Below are 15,771 nucleotides of genomic sequence, written 5' to 3' on the forward strand. Positions count from 1 at the left end.
GTGATGCTGATAATCTTTCTGACTATCAGTCTGACTCCACAAGCACCCACACGAATTGCTTGATTCAGTTGTTAAAGAGCGGTTGGTTAAGATCTTTCGTCTCAACCGAGGCGCGCATTCTACAGCAGCCTCATTTGCTGTCAAGTGATTATTTTCAGAAGCTTTCGAAGATTTCTTCAACAACTTCAACCACTTGCGCTTCCGATCTCTCGTTAGCGGGAGGCGAATTCTACAGCGTTACACGCTGCTGTCAACACCTCTTTTTCTCCGCTTTCGACCGAGAAGATCGAACCGTTGAAAGCACCAGAAACCGGCATTTCCAACTCTTTCCAGGCCTCGATAAACTGAAGCGACCCGCTCTCGAAACCTACTTAACTCATTGAATCTCAAGGAGTTTTCCGTTTCGACTGCGCCGGAAGTGGGGCGAATTATAGACCTCTGGAATTCGCCGTCAACCCCTTATTTCAACTTTACTCAGATTTAAGCGTAATCCGTGCAAAAGCCTTCTTGCCCGCCTGGCAAACGTGGGTTGCGCCCAGTACATATATAAAGGAACGATCAACCACCTCACCATCTACACGCACACCACCGGAAGCCAACAGATCACGAGCAGCCGCAGAGTTCTTCACCAGTCCTGCCTTATTAAGGACAGCAGCAATCGGCATATCCTCGGCAGCAGTCAGTTCGACCTCTGGGAGATCATCCGGCAACTCACCATCCTTCATACGGTTACCCGCACCACGGTGAGCATTGGCCGCAGCCTCTTCACCATGGAAGCGCGCAACAATCTCTTCGGCCAGCTTGATCTTGATATCACGCGGGTTGGCACCCGTTTCAACATCAGCACGGAAAGCATTGATCTCATCCATCGAACGGAAGCTGAGCAACTCGAAGTAGCGCCACATCAACGCATCAGGAATCGAGACCAGCTTACTGTACATGACACCCGGCGCTTCCTGGATACCAACGTAGTTGCCCAGCGACTTGGACATCTTCTTCACGCCATCCAGACCTTCAAGCAACGGCATCGTCAGGATGCACTGCGCTTCCTGGCCATAACCTCGCTGCAGCTCACGCCCCATCAGCAGGTTGAACTTCTGATCGGTGCCACCCAGCTCAACGTCAGCGCGCAAAGCAACCGAGTCATAACCCTGCACCAGCGGATAGAGGAATTCGTGAATGGCAATCGGCTGATTGGTGGTGTAGCGCTTGTCGAAGTCATCACGCTCGAGCATACGAGCAACGGTGTACTGCGAAGTCAGACGAATAAAGTCCGCCGGCCCCATCTGATCCATCCAGGTAGAGTTGAACGCGACTTCGGTTTTCGCCGGATCAAGAATCTTGAACACCTGAGTCTTGTAGGTCTCGGCGTTTTCCAGAACCTGCTCACGGGTCAATGGAGGACGAGTGGCGCTCTTGCCGCTCGGATCACCGATCATTCCGGTGAAATCACCAATAAGGAAGATCACCTGATGCCCCAACTCCTGGAACTGGCGCAGCTTATTAATAAGCACAGTGTGACCAAGGTGCAGGTCCGGCGCAGTTGGATCGAAGCCGGCCTTGATTCGCAGCGGCTGGCCACGCTTGAGCTTTTCGATCAGCTCGGACTCGACCAACAGTTCTTCCGCACCACGTTTAATCAGCGCTAGCTGCTCTTCAACCGACTTCATAACAGACCCGCAAGGCTCAGATTCAAAGGGAACCAACCATACAAGATCGCGCACCAAATACAAGTTTTGCCCGGCACACGGACACCAATCCACGGACAGGGCGTCCGCAGACTTGCTTCAGAGATGATTTGGTTATATTTTATACAGTTATTTCATCTTCATCATGTCATTCATCTTTTCCAATTCATCTTTTTCAAAGTCAAATTACTTATGACCACTGAACCGTCTAAAGCGCCACCGCTTTACCCGAAGACCCACCTGCTCGCCGCAAGTGGTATCGCCGCCCTTCTCAGCCTGGCGCTCCTGGTGTTTCCATCCAGTGATGTTGAAGCCAAAAAGACAACGCTGAGCCTTGAACTGGAAAGTCCTGCTGAACAACTGACACAAGATCAAGACGCTGCCGACGCAGCTCAAGCCACAAATGAGTCCGTAGCCTCCCCTTTCGCGCAGATCGAAAACAGCGCCGAAGAGACGCAGGAAACCGCTCAGTCTGCACCAGCGCCGACACCGGTAGCTGAAGAAAAGAAGGCCCCAAATCACAGGGAAGTGATCGTCTCCAAGGGCGATACGCTTTCTACACTGTTCGAGAAAGTCGGCCTCCCGGCCGCGGCCGTCCATGAAGTGCTGGCCAGTGATAAACAAGCCAAGCAGTTCAGTCAGCTCAAACACGGCCAGAAACTCGAATTCGAATTGAATCCACAAGGTCAGCTGACCAACCTGCACAGCAAGATCAGCGACGTTGAAACCATCACCCTGACCAAGAATGACAAGGGTTATGTGTTCAACCGCGTTACCGCCAAACCGACTGTTCGCACCGCTTATGTACACGGTGTGATCAACAGCTCGCTGTCGCAGTCCGCCGCCCGCGCAGGCCTGTCCCACAGCCTGACCATGGACATGGCCAGTGTCTTTGGCTACGACGTCGACTTCGCCCAGGATATCCGCCAGGGTGACGAGTTCGATGTGATCTATGAACAGAAAGTGGTCAACGGCAAAGCCGTTGGCAACGGTCCGATCCTGTCCGCCCGCTTCACCAACCGCGGCAAGACTTACACTGCCGTGCGTTACACCAACAAGCAGGGCAACAGCAGCTACTACACCGCAGATGGCAACAGCATGCGCAAGGCGTTCATCCGTACACCGGTGGACTTCGCCCGCATCAGCTCTAAATTTTCCATGGGCCGCAAACACCCGATCCTCAACAAGATCCGCGCCCACAAAGGCGTCGATTACGCCGCCCCACGCGGTACGCCGATCAAGGCTGCCGGCGACGGCAAAGTGCTGTTGGCCGGCCGTCGGGGCGGTTACGGCAACACCGTGATCATCCAGCACGGCAACACTTACCGCACGCTGTACGGCCATATGCAGGGCTTCGCCAAGGGCGTGAAGACCGGCGGCACCGTCAAACAGGGCCAGGTGATCGGTTACATCGGCACCACCGGCCTGTCCACCGGACCGCACCTGCACTATGAGTTCCAGGTCAACGGCGTTCACGTCGATCCATTGGGCCAGAAACTGCCGATGGCCGACCCGATCGCCAAATCCGAACGCGCTCGCTTCCTGGCGCAGAGCCAGCCACTGATGGCTCGTATGGATCAGGAAAAAGCCACCATGCTGGCTTCGAGCAAACGTTAAGCCATGGCTCTGTATATCGGCGTGATGTCCGGCACCAGTCTCGACGGGCTGGACATCGCCCTGATCGAGCAGTCCTCGGCGATCAATCTGGTCGCCACGCACTACATCCCTATGCCTGACACCCTGCGCGCCGAGCTGCTTGGCTTGTGCGCCAGCGGCCCTGACGAAATCGCCCGCTCGGCGATTGCCCAGCAGAATTGGGTGAAGCTCGCCGCGCAAGGGATCCATACCCTCCTCGAACAGCAACAGCTCAAGCCTGAAGCCATTCGCGCGATCGGCAGCCACGGCCAGACCATTCGCCATGAACCGGCGCGCGGTTTCACCGTACAGATCGGTAACCCCGCCCTGCTCACTGAACTGACCGGCATCACCGTCGTCAGCGACTTCCGTAGCCGCGATGTAGCCGCCGGTGGCCAGGGGGCCCCGCTGGTTCCGGCCTTTCATGAAGCGTTGTTCGAAGAGCGTACCGGCAACCGTGCGGTCCTGAATGTCGGCGGTTTCAGCAATCTCAGTCTGATCGAGCCGAACAAGCCTGTAGCCGGTTTCGACTGTGGGCCGGGGAATGTGCTGATGGATGCCTGGATTCATCAGCGCCGGGGCGAGAACTACGACCGCAACGGGCAATGGGCAGCCAGCGGCAAAGCTGAGCCCACCCTGCTGAAAGCCCTGCTCAGCGATCCGTTTTTCGTGACGCAAGGCCCGAAGAGCACCGGCCGCGAAGTCTTCAACCTGCCCTGGCTGGAGCAACACCTTTCGCGCCTGCCAGTGTTCCCGGCGGAGAACGTGCAAGCGACGCTGCTGGAGCTCACCGCACTGACTATTGTCGACTCACTGCAAAGCGCTCAGTCCGACACTCGGGAACTGCTGGTCTGCGGCGGTGGCGCTCACAACGCCACACTGATGAATCGACTGGCCGGGTTGCTGCCGAACGCCAAGGTCGCCAGCACGTCGACTCATGGCGTTGATCCGGACTGGGTCGAGGCCATGGCCTTCGCCTGGCTGGCTCACTGCTGTCTGGAAGGCATCGCCGCCAATCGCCCGAGCGTCACCGGCGCCAAAGGCCTGCGTGTACTCGGCGCCATCTACCCCAACTGACAAATTGCAGATAACAAAACGCCGCAGAACCGTGAGGCTCTGCGGCGTTTTATTGTGTTCGGTGAAACGCGATCAGATCGAGAACGAGGAGCCGCAACCACAAGTGGTGGTGGCATTCGGGTTCTTGATCACGAAACGCGAACCTTCCAGACCTTCCTGATAATCCACCTCGGCACCTGCCAGGTACTGGAAGCTCATCGGATCAACCACCAGACTGACGCCTTCGCGCTCGACGATGGTGTCGTCCTCGGCCACATCCTCATCGAAGGTGAAGCCGTACTGAAACCCTGAACAACCGCCGCCCGTAACGAATACGCGCAGCTTCAAGCGATCATTCCCCTCTTCATCGACCAGGCTCTTCACCTTGTGCGCGGCACCTTGAGTGAATTGCAAAGCCGTGGGGGTGAAGGATTCGACGCTCATGCTGACTATCTCCCGGCGTTACGCCGCCATAATGCGTGATGACGCGCATTATCCGCTTGTCCTAGAAAATCGGTCAACTATTGTTACGGTATATCAATAAAGCTGATCCACTCACCAGAATGCAAAAAGGCCCGTCAGACGGGCCTTTTTACCAAGCAAAATCGGTCGTTACGGCAGCATGCCAGCGTGGGACAGGCCCAGACGCTCATCCAGACCGAACAGGATGTTCATGTTCTGCACCGCCTGACCCGACGCGCCCTTGACCAGATTGTCGATCACAGAAAGCACCACCACCAGATCACCATCCTGTGGACGGTGAACCGCGATTCGGCAGACGTTGGCGCCACGCACGCTGCGGGTTTCCGGATGGCTGCCAGCCGGCATCACGTCGACGAACGGCTCATTGGCATAACGTTTCTCGAACAGCGCCTGCAGATCCACCGAGCGGTCCACCACAGTCGCGTAGAGCGTGGAGTGAATGCCACGGATCATCGGCGTCAGGTGCGGCACAAAAGTCAGACCGACATCCTTGCCCGCCGCACGACGCAGCCCCTGACGAATTTCCGGCAGATGACGGTGACCTTTCACCGCATAGGCCTTCATGCTTTCCGACGTCTCGGAGTACAGCGAGCCTACGGCAGCGCCACGACCGGCACCGCTGACACCGGATTTGCAGTCGGCGATCAGGTGCGAAGCATCGGCAATGCCCGCCTCAAGCAACGGCAGGAAACCCAGCTGCGTCGCGGTCGGATAGCAACCCGGCACCGCGATCAGGCGTGCTTTCTTGATTTGCTCACGATTGACTTCCGGCAAGCCGTAAACCGCCTCGTCCAGCAGCTCCGGCGCGCCGTGCGGCTGGCCGTACCACTTGGCCCATTCATCGGCGTCCTGCAGACGGAAATCAGCCGACAGGTCGATGACCTTGGTGCCGGCCGCCAGCAGTTCGCCAGCCAGTGCGTGGGCAACGCCGTGGGGAGTGGCGAAGAACACCACGTCGCAAGCGCCCAGGGTCTTGATGTCCGGCACGCTGAATGCCAGACCGTCGTAGTGACCGCGCAGGTTCGGGTACATGTCAGCCACGGCCAGACCGGCCTCGGATCGGGAAGTGATGACCACCACTTCTGCCTGTGGATGCTGTGCCAACAGACGCAGCAGTTCGACACCGGTGTAACCCGTGCCGCCGACGATACCGACCTTGACCATAAACCTGCCCTCAACGAACCCACTGGAAAGCCGTCGATAATAGGGGCCGCGCGCCCCTGCGACAACCGCCAAGGTGACGTGCGGACGCTCAAGCCTCTACTATCCGGCCTACCGTGAATCAGGGAATAACCAAAAATGCTCTATCTGTGGATCAAAGCGCTACATATCGTCAGCATCGTGTGCTGGTTTGCCGGGCTGTTCTATCTTCCGCGACTGTTCGTTTATCACGCGCAAAGTGAAGACACGATCAGCAAGGAACGCTTCAGCATCATGGAGCGCAAACTCTATCGCGGCATCATGGGCCCGGCGATGATCGCCGCGCTGATCTTCGGCGGCTGGCTGATCTACCTGAACCCGAGCATCTTCAGCAGCGGTGGCTGGATCCACGCCAAATTGACCCTGGTCGTGCTGTTGATCGGTTACCACCACATGTGCGGCGCGCAGGTAAAACGTTTCGCCCGTGGCGAGAACACCCGCAGCCATGTCTTTTATCGCTGGTTCAATGAAGTGCCGGTTCTGATATTGCTGGCTATCGTAATTCTGGTCGTGGTCAAGCCGTTCTAACTTCAACAAATACAACTTTCCGGGGTACTTCCGATGTCGCTGCCCGCTCTGCTCGAACAACGTCTGCGCCTGCCCGTAGTGGCGGCGCCGATGTTCCTTATCTCCAATCCTGAACTGGTGCTGGCGTGCTGTCGCAACGGCGTGGTTGGCAGCTTCCCGGCACTGAACCAACGCGAAAGCAGCGGGTTCAAGGCCTGGCTGGAGCAGATCGAAGCGGGGCTGGCGACATTGGAGAACCCGGCGCCGTACGCGGTGAACCTGATCGTCCACCACAGCAACCCGCGCCTGCAGGCTGACCTGGACATCTGCGTCGAGCACAAAGTCCCCATCGTCATCACCAGTCTCGGTGCCGTGAAGGAACTGGTAGACGCCGTGCACAGTTACGGCGGCCTGGTCTTCCATGACGTAACGACCCGTCGCCATGCCGAGAAAGCCGCCGAGGCTGGTGTCGATGGCTTGATCGCCGTCGCAGCCGGTGCCGGTGGACACGCCGGCACCTGGAGTCCGTTTTCGCTGATCGCCGAAATCCGCGAGTTCTTCGACAAGACCCTGTTGCTTGCAGGATGTTTGAACCATGGGCATGAGATTCTCGCCGCACAACTGCTCGGCGCGGATCTGGCCTACTTCGGCACGCGATTTATCGGCACCACTGAAAGTCATGCGCCTGACGCTTACAAGGAGATGCTGCTGACTGCCAAAGCCGCCGACATCATTCATACTCCTGCCGTGTCCGGTGTACCGGCCAGTTTCATGCGCCAAAGCCTGGAGGCCGCCGGTTTCGACATGGCCGCCCTGCAAGGCAAGGGCGAAGTGAATTTCGGCGACAAGCTCAAGCCGATCAACGACGAAGCCAAGGCCTGGAAAACCGTGTGGTCGGCGGGTCAGGGCGTAGGCCAGATCGACGATCTGCCAAGCGTGGATCAACTGGTGGCGCGTCTCGATGCCGAATACCGCCAGGCCCTGGAGCACGCAGCACAATTGCCGAAACGCTGGCCACGTTGAATGAAACCCGTCCAGTCGCTGTCTGACTGGCCTTAGACTCAATTTATCTCGCGACAAGGATGCCTCGGCCATGAGCGAACCCCGTTACAAGATCGTTTTCGACGGCGCGCTCCAGCCCGGCGTCGATGTCACCACGGCCAAGCTCAACCTGGCCGATCTGTTCAAAAGCGATGTTGCCGCCATCGAGCGTCTGTTCAATGGCCGCACCGTCGCGCTCAAGCGTGATCTGTCCCACAGCGATGCGCAGACTTATCTGCAAGCGCTGGGCAAGACCGGAATCGATGCCCGGATCGAAACGGAAACGCCCATCGAGCTGAATCTGTCGGATGTCCACGAGCAAAGCGCCACCGTCGCGGAGCCTGACTCGCCTTATGCTCCCCCTCGCGCCGCCGTCGGTGAAAGCCTGCCGGCATTCGCGCCTCTCAAGCCGCTCAGCGTTGAAGGCCGGATCGGCCGTTTGCGTTATCTGGCATGGTCGATGGTGTTGAGCCTGGTCGCCCTGCCAATCGTCAGCGTATTCGCGCTGATCGGCCTGGGCCTGGTGAGCGCCGACTCGACCACCGGCCTGATCATAGGCGGCCTCCTCGCCTTCTTCCTGTTTCTGGCCTTCGCGATCGTCGGCATCCTGTTCAGCATTCAGCGCTTGCACGATATCGGCTGGTCGGGATGGCTCTGGCTGCTGACCCTTGTTCCGTTCGTGGGCAGCTTCTTCCCGCTGGTGATCATGGTCGTGCCGGGCAATACCGGCGCCAATCGCTACGGTCCACCCCCTCCGCCGAACAGTACGGCAGTCAAAGTGCTGTGCTCTTTGTGGATCGTGTTTATCGGGCTGTTTTTCATGGGCGGCATGCTGGGCGGGATTACCGCCATCCAGGAAGAGTACGAAAGCAGTCTTGAAAGCAGCTATGAGAGCGGTTCGGTGACCACCGATGAAATCGAGGTCGAAGTCGAACCCGCCGCGAATTCGGCAGACGATGCAGCCGAAGCCGCCCTCGCCCCTGTAGACTCTGCGAAAGAATGAACAACGCTCCCCGCCGTGACACCTGAGTCCACGGCGCGGCGCTGTTGCGATGGAGATTTGCATGACCCGTTACGCTCTGATCACCGGCGCCTCCAGTGGCATCGGCCTGGCGATGGCCGAAGCCCTGGCGCGCCGTGGCCGCAGCCTGATTCTGGTGGCCCGCCAGCGTGATCAGCTGGAAAGCATTGCGATTGAACTGACCCAACGCTTCGGCGTGGAGGTGCTGTTCCGCGCCTGCGACCTCGGTGAGCCGCTCCGCCTGTCCGGTTTCCTGCTGGAGCTGGAAGAAGGCGATCGGCAGATCGATCTGCTGGTCAATTGCGCCGGCATCGGTACTTGCGGCCCGTTTCTGGCCCAGGACTGGATGACCGAACAGGACCTGATCGAAGTGAACATCCTCGCCCTCACCCGCCTCTGCCATGCCATCGGCAACAGCATGGCGTTGCAGGGCGGCGGGCAGATTCTCAATGTCGCGTCGGTGGCGGCCTTCAACCCCGGGCCCTGGATGAGCACCTACTACGCCAGCAAGGCGTATGTTCTGCACTTCTCGGAAGCACTGCGGGTGGAATTGAAGAAGTGTGCGGTCAAAGTGTCGGTGCTCTGCCCCGGCCCGACCCGCACCGCGTTCTTTCGCACCGCGCAACTGAACAACGACAAACTCAACGCCAGCAAATTGCTGATGAGCCCCGAGGAGGTCGCGCTGTATACCGTGCGCGCCCTGGAGAAAAACCGCGCAATCATCATTCCCGGACGCCGAAACCGCTGGTTCGCCTTTCTGCCACGGCTCGGTTCGCGCTGGCTCAATCGCACGATTATCGGCATGGTCAACAAGGCTTACTGCCCGCGCTGAAAAGTCCTACGGCAAAACACTGGGCGGCCTTATCACCCTATGAGTACACTCAGGCCAGCCCAAACAACGGAGAAAACAGCTGTGGATACTCTGTTCACCAAAATCATCAACCGGGAAATCCCGGCGAAGATCATTTACGAGGACGACCAGGTTCTGGCGTTCCACGATATCGCCCCACAGGCACCGGTGCATTTTCTGGTGATCCCGAAGAAACCGGTGCGCACCCTCAATGACCTGACCGAAGACGACAAGGCACTGGCCGGGCATATCCTGTTCACCGCCCAGCGTCTGGCGCTGGAGCTGGGCTGCGAGGAAGGCTTCCGGGTGGTGATGAACTGCAATGAAATGGGCGGGCAGACGGTCTACCACATTCACATGCACGTTCTCGGTCAACGCCAGATGAACTGGCCGCCGGGCTGATTGAACCCAGAGATCGGTGGGAGCGCCCCGCTCCCACATGACCCAGCGCAAACCTTCCCCGGCCGATTCGGTTAAACTGGCCGCCGAGATTCTTCCCGGAGGTCAGCATGACTACCCAACGTCACTACTCGCCCATTGATCGTCTTCTGCTGCAAGCCGATGCCGCGATGCGTACCTTGCTGCCCTTCAGCGGCCAGCCGTACCGTCCGTCGCCAGCGATCGTGCAGCCCGATGTGCAGATGAGCGATGAAGACACCCGCCACGTCGCCGGTCTGATGCGCATCAACCACACCGGCGAAGTCTGTGCCCAGGCGCTGTATCAGGGCCAGGCGCTGACCGCCAAGCTGCCGCAGGTGCGCGAGGCCATGGAGCATGCGGCTGAAGAAGAGATCGATCATCTGGTCTGGTGCGAACAGCGCATTCACCAGTTGGGCAGTCACACCAGCGTGCTCAACCCACTGTTCTACGGCATGTCGTTCGGGATCGGTGCAGTCGCCGGGCTGATCAGCGACAAGGTCAGCCTCGGGTTTGTCGCCGCCACCGAGCATCAAGTCTGCAAGCATCTGAACGAGCATCTGGAGCAACTGCCGGCCGAGGACGAAAAATCCCGGGCGATTCTGGAACAGATGCGCATAGATGAAGAACATCACGCGGAAAGCGCACTGGAGGCCGGCGGCTTCCGCTTCCCGGCGCCGGTGAAGTTCGGCATGAGCCTGTTGGCCAAAGTGATGACCAAGAGCACTTACCGGATCTGAAATACGCCCGTAAAAAAGGCGACTGCCGCAAAGCAGTCGCCTTTTTTTGTGCCCGGATTTCTTAGCTCGGCATATTGCGCGCGTAGAAGATTTCCAGCATTTCGTGTTTCACACGCTCGGTCACCTGAGCGCGTTGCTCGGAAGACAGATTGCTGGTTGCATCGCCGAACAGGTAGTTGTCCAGTTCGAAGTTCTTCAGCAGCATTTTGGTGTGGAACAGGTTTTCCTGGTACACGTTCACGTCGGTCATCTGGTACGCGTCGCGAGTGTCATCGGAAAGGTAGTTCTGGATCGAGTTGATCTCGTGGTCGATGAAGTGCTTGTTGCCTTCAACGTCACGGGTGAAGCCGCGCACACGGTAATCCACGGTCACGATGTCCGAATCGAACTGGTGAATGAGGAAGTTGAGCGCTTTGAGCGGTGAAATGACACCACAGGTCGACACATCGATGTCCACACGAAAGGTCGCGATACCGGCGTCCGGATGGATTTCCGGGTAGGTGTGCACCGTGATGTGGCTCTTGTCGAGGTGGGCCAGGATAATTTCAGGCAACGGACCCGGGGACTCTTCGATCTGGCTTTCGGTGGGGGTCACCGGCTCTTCCGAGATCAGAATCGTGACGCTGGCACCCTGAGGCTCATAGTTCTGACTCGCAATGTTCAGAATGTTGGCACCAATGATTTCGACAACTTCCGTGAGGATCTGCGTCAGGCGTTCGGCGTTGTACTCTTGATTGATGTACTCGACGTAAGCCTGCTGGTCTTGCGGGGTTTCCGCGTAGCAGATGTCATAGATGTTGAAGCTCAAGGTCTTTGTCAGGTTATTGAACCCGTGGAGCTTGAGTTTGCTTTTCACCGTTAAAAACTCTCTATGTATGCGGCACGGCCGCGTGATCAAGCATGCCCGTCAAGTGCGAACAACGCACCTGCGTAGGACGGTTAACACCTCTTCGCGATGGCGATTTTGGTTATCTGTTCAGGCGGATGACCCGTCGATTGACTGATCACGGCCCTGAAAAAAGTGGCGCATTATGCAGACGTCAGCGGGGGATCGCCAGAGTCTGCACTGCTTTTATGATAGTTGAATGTCGGCTCAGCCGAGTTCAACGATTTCGTAGTCGTGGGTGATCGCTACGCCAGCCGCGCCGAGCATGATCGAGGCCGAGCAATACTTCTCCGCAGACAGTTCGATGGCGCGTTTGACTTGGGCTTCTTTCAAACCCCGCCCCTTGACCACGAAGTGCATGTGGATCTTGGTGAACACTTTCGGATCTTCGGTCGCGCGTTCGGCATCCAGAAAGGCTTCGCAGCTTTCAACGGCCTGACGGGACTTCTTCAAAATGCTGACCACGTCGAAATTGCTGCAACCACCGACACCCAGCAGGAGCATTTCCATCGGGCGGACACCCAGGTTACGACCACCGGCGTCCGGCGGACCGTCCATGACCACGACATGACCGCTGCCGGATTCGCCGAGGAACATGGCTTCGCCAGCCCATTGGATGCGTGCCTTCATCGCCAAGACTCCACTGTAGAAAAAAGGGTCGCCAGCTTAGCACAGGGCCCTGCCCGGACAGCGAGCAGGTTCCTAGGACGAATGCACCTTTAACGTAGGTGATTTCTCGAAATTTCGACGAAGTGTCTGGTAAGCTGGCGCCAATTCACTGGCGCCTTCGCCAGACTGTGTAGCGACCGCCTCAGCGCCTCATATAAAAACCAAATATAACCGTGCAGTCTTTTCGGGATACAACCATGGTTGGTATTACCCCCACACCCAAAATCAAGAACCTCGACAAGCTGCTGATGCATTGCCAGCGCCGCCGTCACCCGGCCAAGAGCAACATCATCTGCGCCGGAGATCGCTCCGACACTCTGTATTTCATCATCCGCGGTTCGGTCACGATCCTGATCGAGGACGACGACGGCCGCGAAATGATCATCGCGTACCTGAATGCCGGGGACTTCTTCGGCGAGCTGGGTCTTTTCGAAGAGGCCGGCCAGGAACAGCAGCGCAGCGCCTGGGTGCGGGCCAAGGTTGAATGCGAAGTCGCGGAAATCAGCTACGCCAAGTTCCGCGAATTGTCGCAACAGGATCCGGACATTCTCTACGTACTCAGCGGACAAATCGCACAACGTCTGCGCAACACCACACGCAAGGTCGGCGACCTGGCGTTCTTCGACGTTACCGGCCGTGTCGCTCGCTGCCTGCTGGAGCTGTGCAAGCAACCGGACGCCATGACTCACCCGGACGGCATGCAGATCAAGGTGACCCGTCAGGAAATCGGCCGGATCGTCGGGTGTTCGCGAGAGATGGTCGGTCGCGTGCTCAAGGATCTTGAAGAACGCAACCTGGTCGATGTGAAAGGCAAGACCATGGTGGTCTTCGGCACTCGCTGAGTTCTCAATCTCAGCCGGCGTAGATCTGCGCCAGCATCAAACGAAAGAGTTCATCGAGACGCGCCAGTGCATGGGGCGCCGGGAATTTTTCGTGCAGAGCGATGTGGCTGGCGGCACGCACCCGCTGCTCCAGGCCACACGCCTCGTTGAATCGGTTGACCGCCGCGACCATCGACTCACGTTCGTCATCCACCAGCATCGCCCCGTGCACCAACCCCACCGGACGCTGACCACCCTGACTCTGGCGCCAGCGCTGAGCGGTGCCGACCATCTTGCGACCGTCGAGATTGACGTTGAAGCGACCGTCGCAAAACGCACCGTCGATTTCACCCAACGACGAAGTGCCGCCCAACTCATCCAGCAACTCACAAATCGGATCACACAGACGCCGGTAACCGGTTTCGATACGGTTCAGATCGCCTTCGCTGCGAGGCGGTGCATAGACCAGTGCAATATTGATGGTCGACGCCGATTGCGGAACCGGTTCGCCACCGGTTTCACGCAGCAACACCGGCCAGCCGGCAGCAGCGGAGACTTCGCAGGCGTGATCGAATCCGGGCAATCGATTCAAACGGCGCGGCATGACCAAAGCGCGGTCGCTGGGCTGCCAGAACAGCAGACCGAATTCAGCGTCGCCGGAGCAGACCGAGGCCAGCAGATCCTGTTCGGCTTGCAGGCCGGCTTCGATGGTCAGGGAAGTTGGAGTCATCAAGGTATCCACCAGACAGTTAAATCTGTAGAACTTTCAATGCCGTCATCGCGAGCAGGCTCGCTCCCACATTGGAATGAGTTTCCCTGTGGGAGCGAGCCTGCTCGCGATTGGATTCGACTCGGTATACCGAAACTCAGTCGAGGGTCGAACCGCTCACCGGAACGCCGCGTTCAGGGAAGAACAGACGCTGCAGTTCAATGCCCGGGCTTTCGGCGCGCATGAACGCTTCGCCGACCAGGAACGCATAGACATCGCTGATTTCCATCAACTCGACATCGGCACGATTGAGGATGCCGCTCTCAGTGATGACCAGGCGATCACGCGGAATGCGCGGCAGCAAGTCGAGGGTGGTTTCCAGACTCACGTCAAAGGTGTGCAGATTGCGGTTGTTGACTCCGACCAGCGGCGTGTCGAGGGTTTTCAACGCGCGTTCCAGCTCATCGCCGTCGTGCACTTCCACCAGCACATCGAGGCCGACGTCCTTGGCCACCGAAGCCAGTTCGGCCATTTTCACGTCATCCAGCGCGGAGACGATCAACAGCACACAATCGGCACCCAGGGCACGGGCTTCGACGATCTGGTACGGATCGATCATGAAATCCTTGCGGATCACCGGCAGCGAGCACGCCGCGCGGGCCTGTTGCAGGTAGGCATCGGCGCCCTGGAAATAGTCGATATCGGTCAGCACCGACAGGCAGGTCGCCCCGCCCTTCTCGTAGCTTTTGGCGATCTCGGCGGGAACGAAGTTCTCGCGGATCACGCCTTTGCTCGGCGACGCCTTCTTGATTTCGGCGATGACCGCCGGTTGTTTCTTCTTGGCCTGCGCCAGCAATGCCTGGGCAAAACCACGGGGTGCATCGGCCGCCTTGGCCAGACTTTCCAGCTCGCTCAGGCTCACACGAGCGCTACGCTCGGCGACTTCCTGAACCTTGCGGGCCAGAATGTTTTCCAGAACCGTCGGTACACTCATCCCTCATTCTCCACTTTGAATACCGCGGTAAAGGCACCCAACTCCTCGAGTTTTTCCCGAGCAAGACCGGTGTGCAGAGCGTCGTGGGCCAGTGCCACGCCCTCTTTCAGACTTGTCGCCAGGTCGGCGGCGTACAGCGCCGCACCGGCATTGAGCACGATCATTTCGGCAGCCTTCTGGCCGTTCTCGGTCTTGCGCTTGCCCAGTGCATCGCGGATCAGCGCCAGCGACGCTTCCGGGCCTTCGACCGACAGGCCATGCAGGCTCTGGCTCTTCATGCCCAGATCTTCCGGCTCGACCCAATACTCGGAGATCTGATCGTCTTTCAGCTCGGCGACAAAGGTCGGCGCCGCCAGGCTGAATTCGTCCAGACCGTCCTTCGAATGCACCACCAGCACGTGCTTGCTGCCCAGACGCTGCAAGACTTCAGCCAACGGCCGGCACAGCGCCGGGGTGAACACGCCCACCACCTGATGTTTCACACCGGCCGGATTCGTAAGCGGGCCGAGCATGTTGAACAGGGTGCGCAGACCGAGATCGCGACGCGGGCCGGCGGCGTACTTCATGGCTTTGTGGTGAGTCTGGGCAAACATAAAACCGATGCCGACGTTATCGATGCAGCGCGCCACCTGAACCGGGGTCAGGTTGAGGTAGATGCCGGCGGCTTCCAGCAGGTCGGCACTGCCGCTCTTGCCCGACACTGCACGGTTACCGTGCTTGGCCACGGTGCAGCCAGCAGCAGCGACCACAAAGGAAGACGCGGTCGACACGTTGAAAATATTCGCCCCGTCACCGCCGGTGCCGACCACATCGACCACGCCGTCGAGGGTCTTGAGTTCGACCTTGTCCGCCAGTTCGCGCATCACCGACACGGCGCCGACGATCTCGTCGATGCTCTCGCTCTTCATGCGCATGGCCATCATGAACGCGCCGATCTGCGCATCCGTGCATTGGCCGGTCATGATTTCGCGCATCACGTCGCGCATTTCATCGGTGCTGAGGTCGAGATGATCGACGATACGGCTCAGGGCTGTCTTGATATTCATGGAAAGTC

Annotated in this window: 18 protein-coding genes; 10 read left to right on the forward strand and 8 right to left on the reverse strand. The window is 58.6% G+C overall.

Annotated elements, in window-relative coordinates; genetic code table 11:
- Positions 1-383, forward strand: a 383-nt coding sequence (locus CAF76_RS28785) for a hypothetical protein (RefSeq protein ID WP_256579591.1), incomplete at its 5' end; no start/stop codon positions are given.
- A gap of 87 nt (positions 384-470) precedes the next feature.
- On the opposite strand, the gene tyrS is transcribed toward CAF76_RS28785, so the two are convergent.
- Positions 471-1,670 (reverse strand): tyrosine--tRNA ligase, encoded by a 1,200-nt coding sequence (gene tyrS, locus CAF76_RS03620; protein WP_064599794.1) that lies wholly within the window; start codon positions 1,668-1,670, stop codon positions 471-473.
- 210 nt (positions 1,671-1,880) lie between these two features.
- Here tyrS and CAF76_RS03625 point away from each other — a divergent pair, with 210 nt between their 5' ends.
- A complete protein-coding gene (locus CAF76_RS03625) occupies positions 1,881-3,305 on the forward strand; it encodes a peptidoglycan DD-metalloendopeptidase family protein (RefSeq protein WP_085646871.1) in 1,425 nt (474 codons plus the stop codon).
- Between the two features lie 3 nt (positions 3,306-3,308).
- Positions 3,309-4,400, forward strand: a complete 1,092-nt coding sequence (locus CAF76_RS03630) for an anhydro-N-acetylmuramic acid kinase (protein ID WP_064599798.1) — start codon at positions 3,309-3,311, stop codon at positions 4,398-4,400.
- A 72-nt stretch (positions 4,401-4,472) separates the two neighbouring features.
- On the opposite strand, the gene erpA is transcribed toward CAF76_RS03630, so the two are convergent.
- Both erpA and argC read right to left on the reverse strand, forming a co-directional pair.
- Positions 4,473-4,823, reverse strand: a complete 351-nt coding sequence (gene erpA / locus CAF76_RS03635; RefSeq protein WP_003228776.1) for an iron-sulfur cluster insertion protein ErpA — start codon at positions 4,821-4,823, stop codon at positions 4,473-4,475.
- Between the two features lie 168 nt (positions 4,824-4,991).
- A complete protein-coding gene (argC, locus tag CAF76_RS03640; protein ID WP_064599800.1) occupies positions 4,992-6,026 on the reverse strand; it encodes an N-acetyl-gamma-glutamyl-phosphate reductase in 1,035 nt (344 codons plus the stop codon).
- 135 nt (positions 6,027-6,161) lie between these two features.
- On the opposite strand from argC, the gene hemJ reads away from it, so the two are divergent.
- The 6 genes from hemJ (at position 6,162) to coq7 (ending at position 10,638) form a co-directional block, all read left to right on the forward strand.
- The gene (hemJ, locus tag CAF76_RS03645) at positions 6,162-6,590 is read left to right on the forward strand and encodes a protoporphyrinogen oxidase HemJ (protein ID WP_007956328.1); all 429 of its coding nucleotides are present in this window, start codon (positions 6,162-6,164) and stop codon (positions 6,588-6,590) included.
- Between the two features lie 33 nt (positions 6,591-6,623).
- Positions 6,624-7,592 carry a nitronate monooxygenase family protein gene (locus tag CAF76_RS03650; protein ID WP_085646872.1) on the forward strand — a complete coding sequence of 323 codons (969 nt, stop codon included), beginning with the start codon at positions 6,624-6,626 and terminating at the stop codon, positions 7,590-7,592.
- Positions 7,593-7,662: 70 nt separating this feature from the next.
- The gene (locus tag CAF76_RS03655; protein WP_085646873.1) at positions 7,663-8,613 is read left to right on the forward strand and encodes a DUF805 domain-containing protein; all 951 of its coding nucleotides are present in this window, start codon (positions 7,663-7,665) and stop codon (positions 8,611-8,613) included.
- Between the two features lie 61 nt (positions 8,614-8,674).
- Positions 8,675-9,463 (forward strand): SDR family oxidoreductase, encoded by a 789-nt coding sequence (locus CAF76_RS03660; protein ID WP_064599806.1) that lies wholly within the window; start codon positions 8,675-8,677, stop codon positions 9,461-9,463.
- A gap of 81 nt (positions 9,464-9,544) precedes the next feature.
- Positions 9,545-9,883 carry a histidine triad nucleotide-binding protein gene (locus CAF76_RS03665; RefSeq protein WP_007956318.1) on the forward strand — a complete coding sequence of 113 codons (339 nt, stop codon included), beginning with the start codon at positions 9,545-9,547 and terminating at the stop codon, positions 9,881-9,883.
- Between the two features lie 107 nt (positions 9,884-9,990).
- Complete coding sequence (gene coq7 / locus CAF76_RS03670) at positions 9,991-10,638, forward strand: 2-polyprenyl-3-methyl-6-methoxy-1,4-benzoquinone monooxygenase (protein WP_007956317.1); 648 nt, start codon at positions 9,991-9,993, stop codon at positions 10,636-10,638.
- Between the two features lie 61 nt (positions 10,639-10,699).
- On the opposite strand, the gene speD is transcribed toward coq7, so the two are convergent.
- Positions 10,700-11,494, reverse strand: coding sequence for an adenosylmethionine decarboxylase (gene speD, locus CAF76_RS03675; RefSeq protein ID WP_085609101.1), 795 nt, complete (start codon positions 11,492-11,494; stop codon positions 10,700-10,702).
- Positions 11,495-11,731: 237 nt separating this feature from the next.
- Entirely contained in the window at positions 11,732-12,154 is a 423-nt protein-coding gene (locus CAF76_RS03680) for an OsmC family protein (RefSeq protein ID WP_016772921.1), read from the reverse strand.
- Between the two features lie 236 nt (positions 12,155-12,390).
- Between CAF76_RS03680 and crp the strand changes: the two genes are divergently transcribed.
- Complete coding sequence (gene crp / locus CAF76_RS03685) at positions 12,391-13,035, forward strand: cAMP-activated global transcriptional regulator CRP (protein ID WP_085646874.1); 645 nt, start codon at positions 12,391-12,393, stop codon at positions 13,033-13,035.
- Positions 13,036-13,045: 10 nt separating this feature from the next.
- On the opposite strand, the gene CAF76_RS03690 is transcribed toward crp, so the two are convergent.
- The 3 genes from CAF76_RS03690 to trpD all read right to left on the reverse strand — a co-directional run bounded on the left by CAF76_RS03690 (position 13,046) and on the right by trpD (position 15,763).
- Positions 13,046-13,744 carry a biotin/lipoate A/B protein ligase family protein gene (locus CAF76_RS03690; protein WP_085646875.1) on the reverse strand — a complete coding sequence of 233 codons (699 nt, stop codon included), beginning with the start codon at positions 13,742-13,744 and terminating at the stop codon, positions 13,046-13,048.
- A 136-nt stretch (positions 13,745-13,880) separates the two neighbouring features.
- Positions 13,881-14,717, reverse strand: coding sequence for an indole-3-glycerol phosphate synthase TrpC (gene trpC / locus CAF76_RS03695; protein ID WP_039768100.1), 837 nt, complete (start codon positions 14,715-14,717; stop codon positions 13,881-13,883).
- On the reverse strand, positions 14,714-15,763 hold the full coding sequence (gene trpD / locus CAF76_RS03700; RefSeq protein WP_064599810.1) for an anthranilate phosphoribosyltransferase: 1,050 nt from the start codon (positions 15,761-15,763) through the stop codon (positions 14,714-14,716). The genes trpC and trpD overlap by 4 nt, the downstream gene beginning before the upstream one ends.
- Positions 15,764-15,771 lie beyond the last annotated feature (8 nt).

It is taken from the genome of Pseudomonas sp. B40(2017) (assembly GCF_002112855.1).
In the GTDB taxonomy this organism is placed as follows: domain Bacteria; phylum Pseudomonadota; class Gammaproteobacteria; order Pseudomonadales; family Pseudomonadaceae; genus Aquipseudomonas; species Aquipseudomonas pharyngis.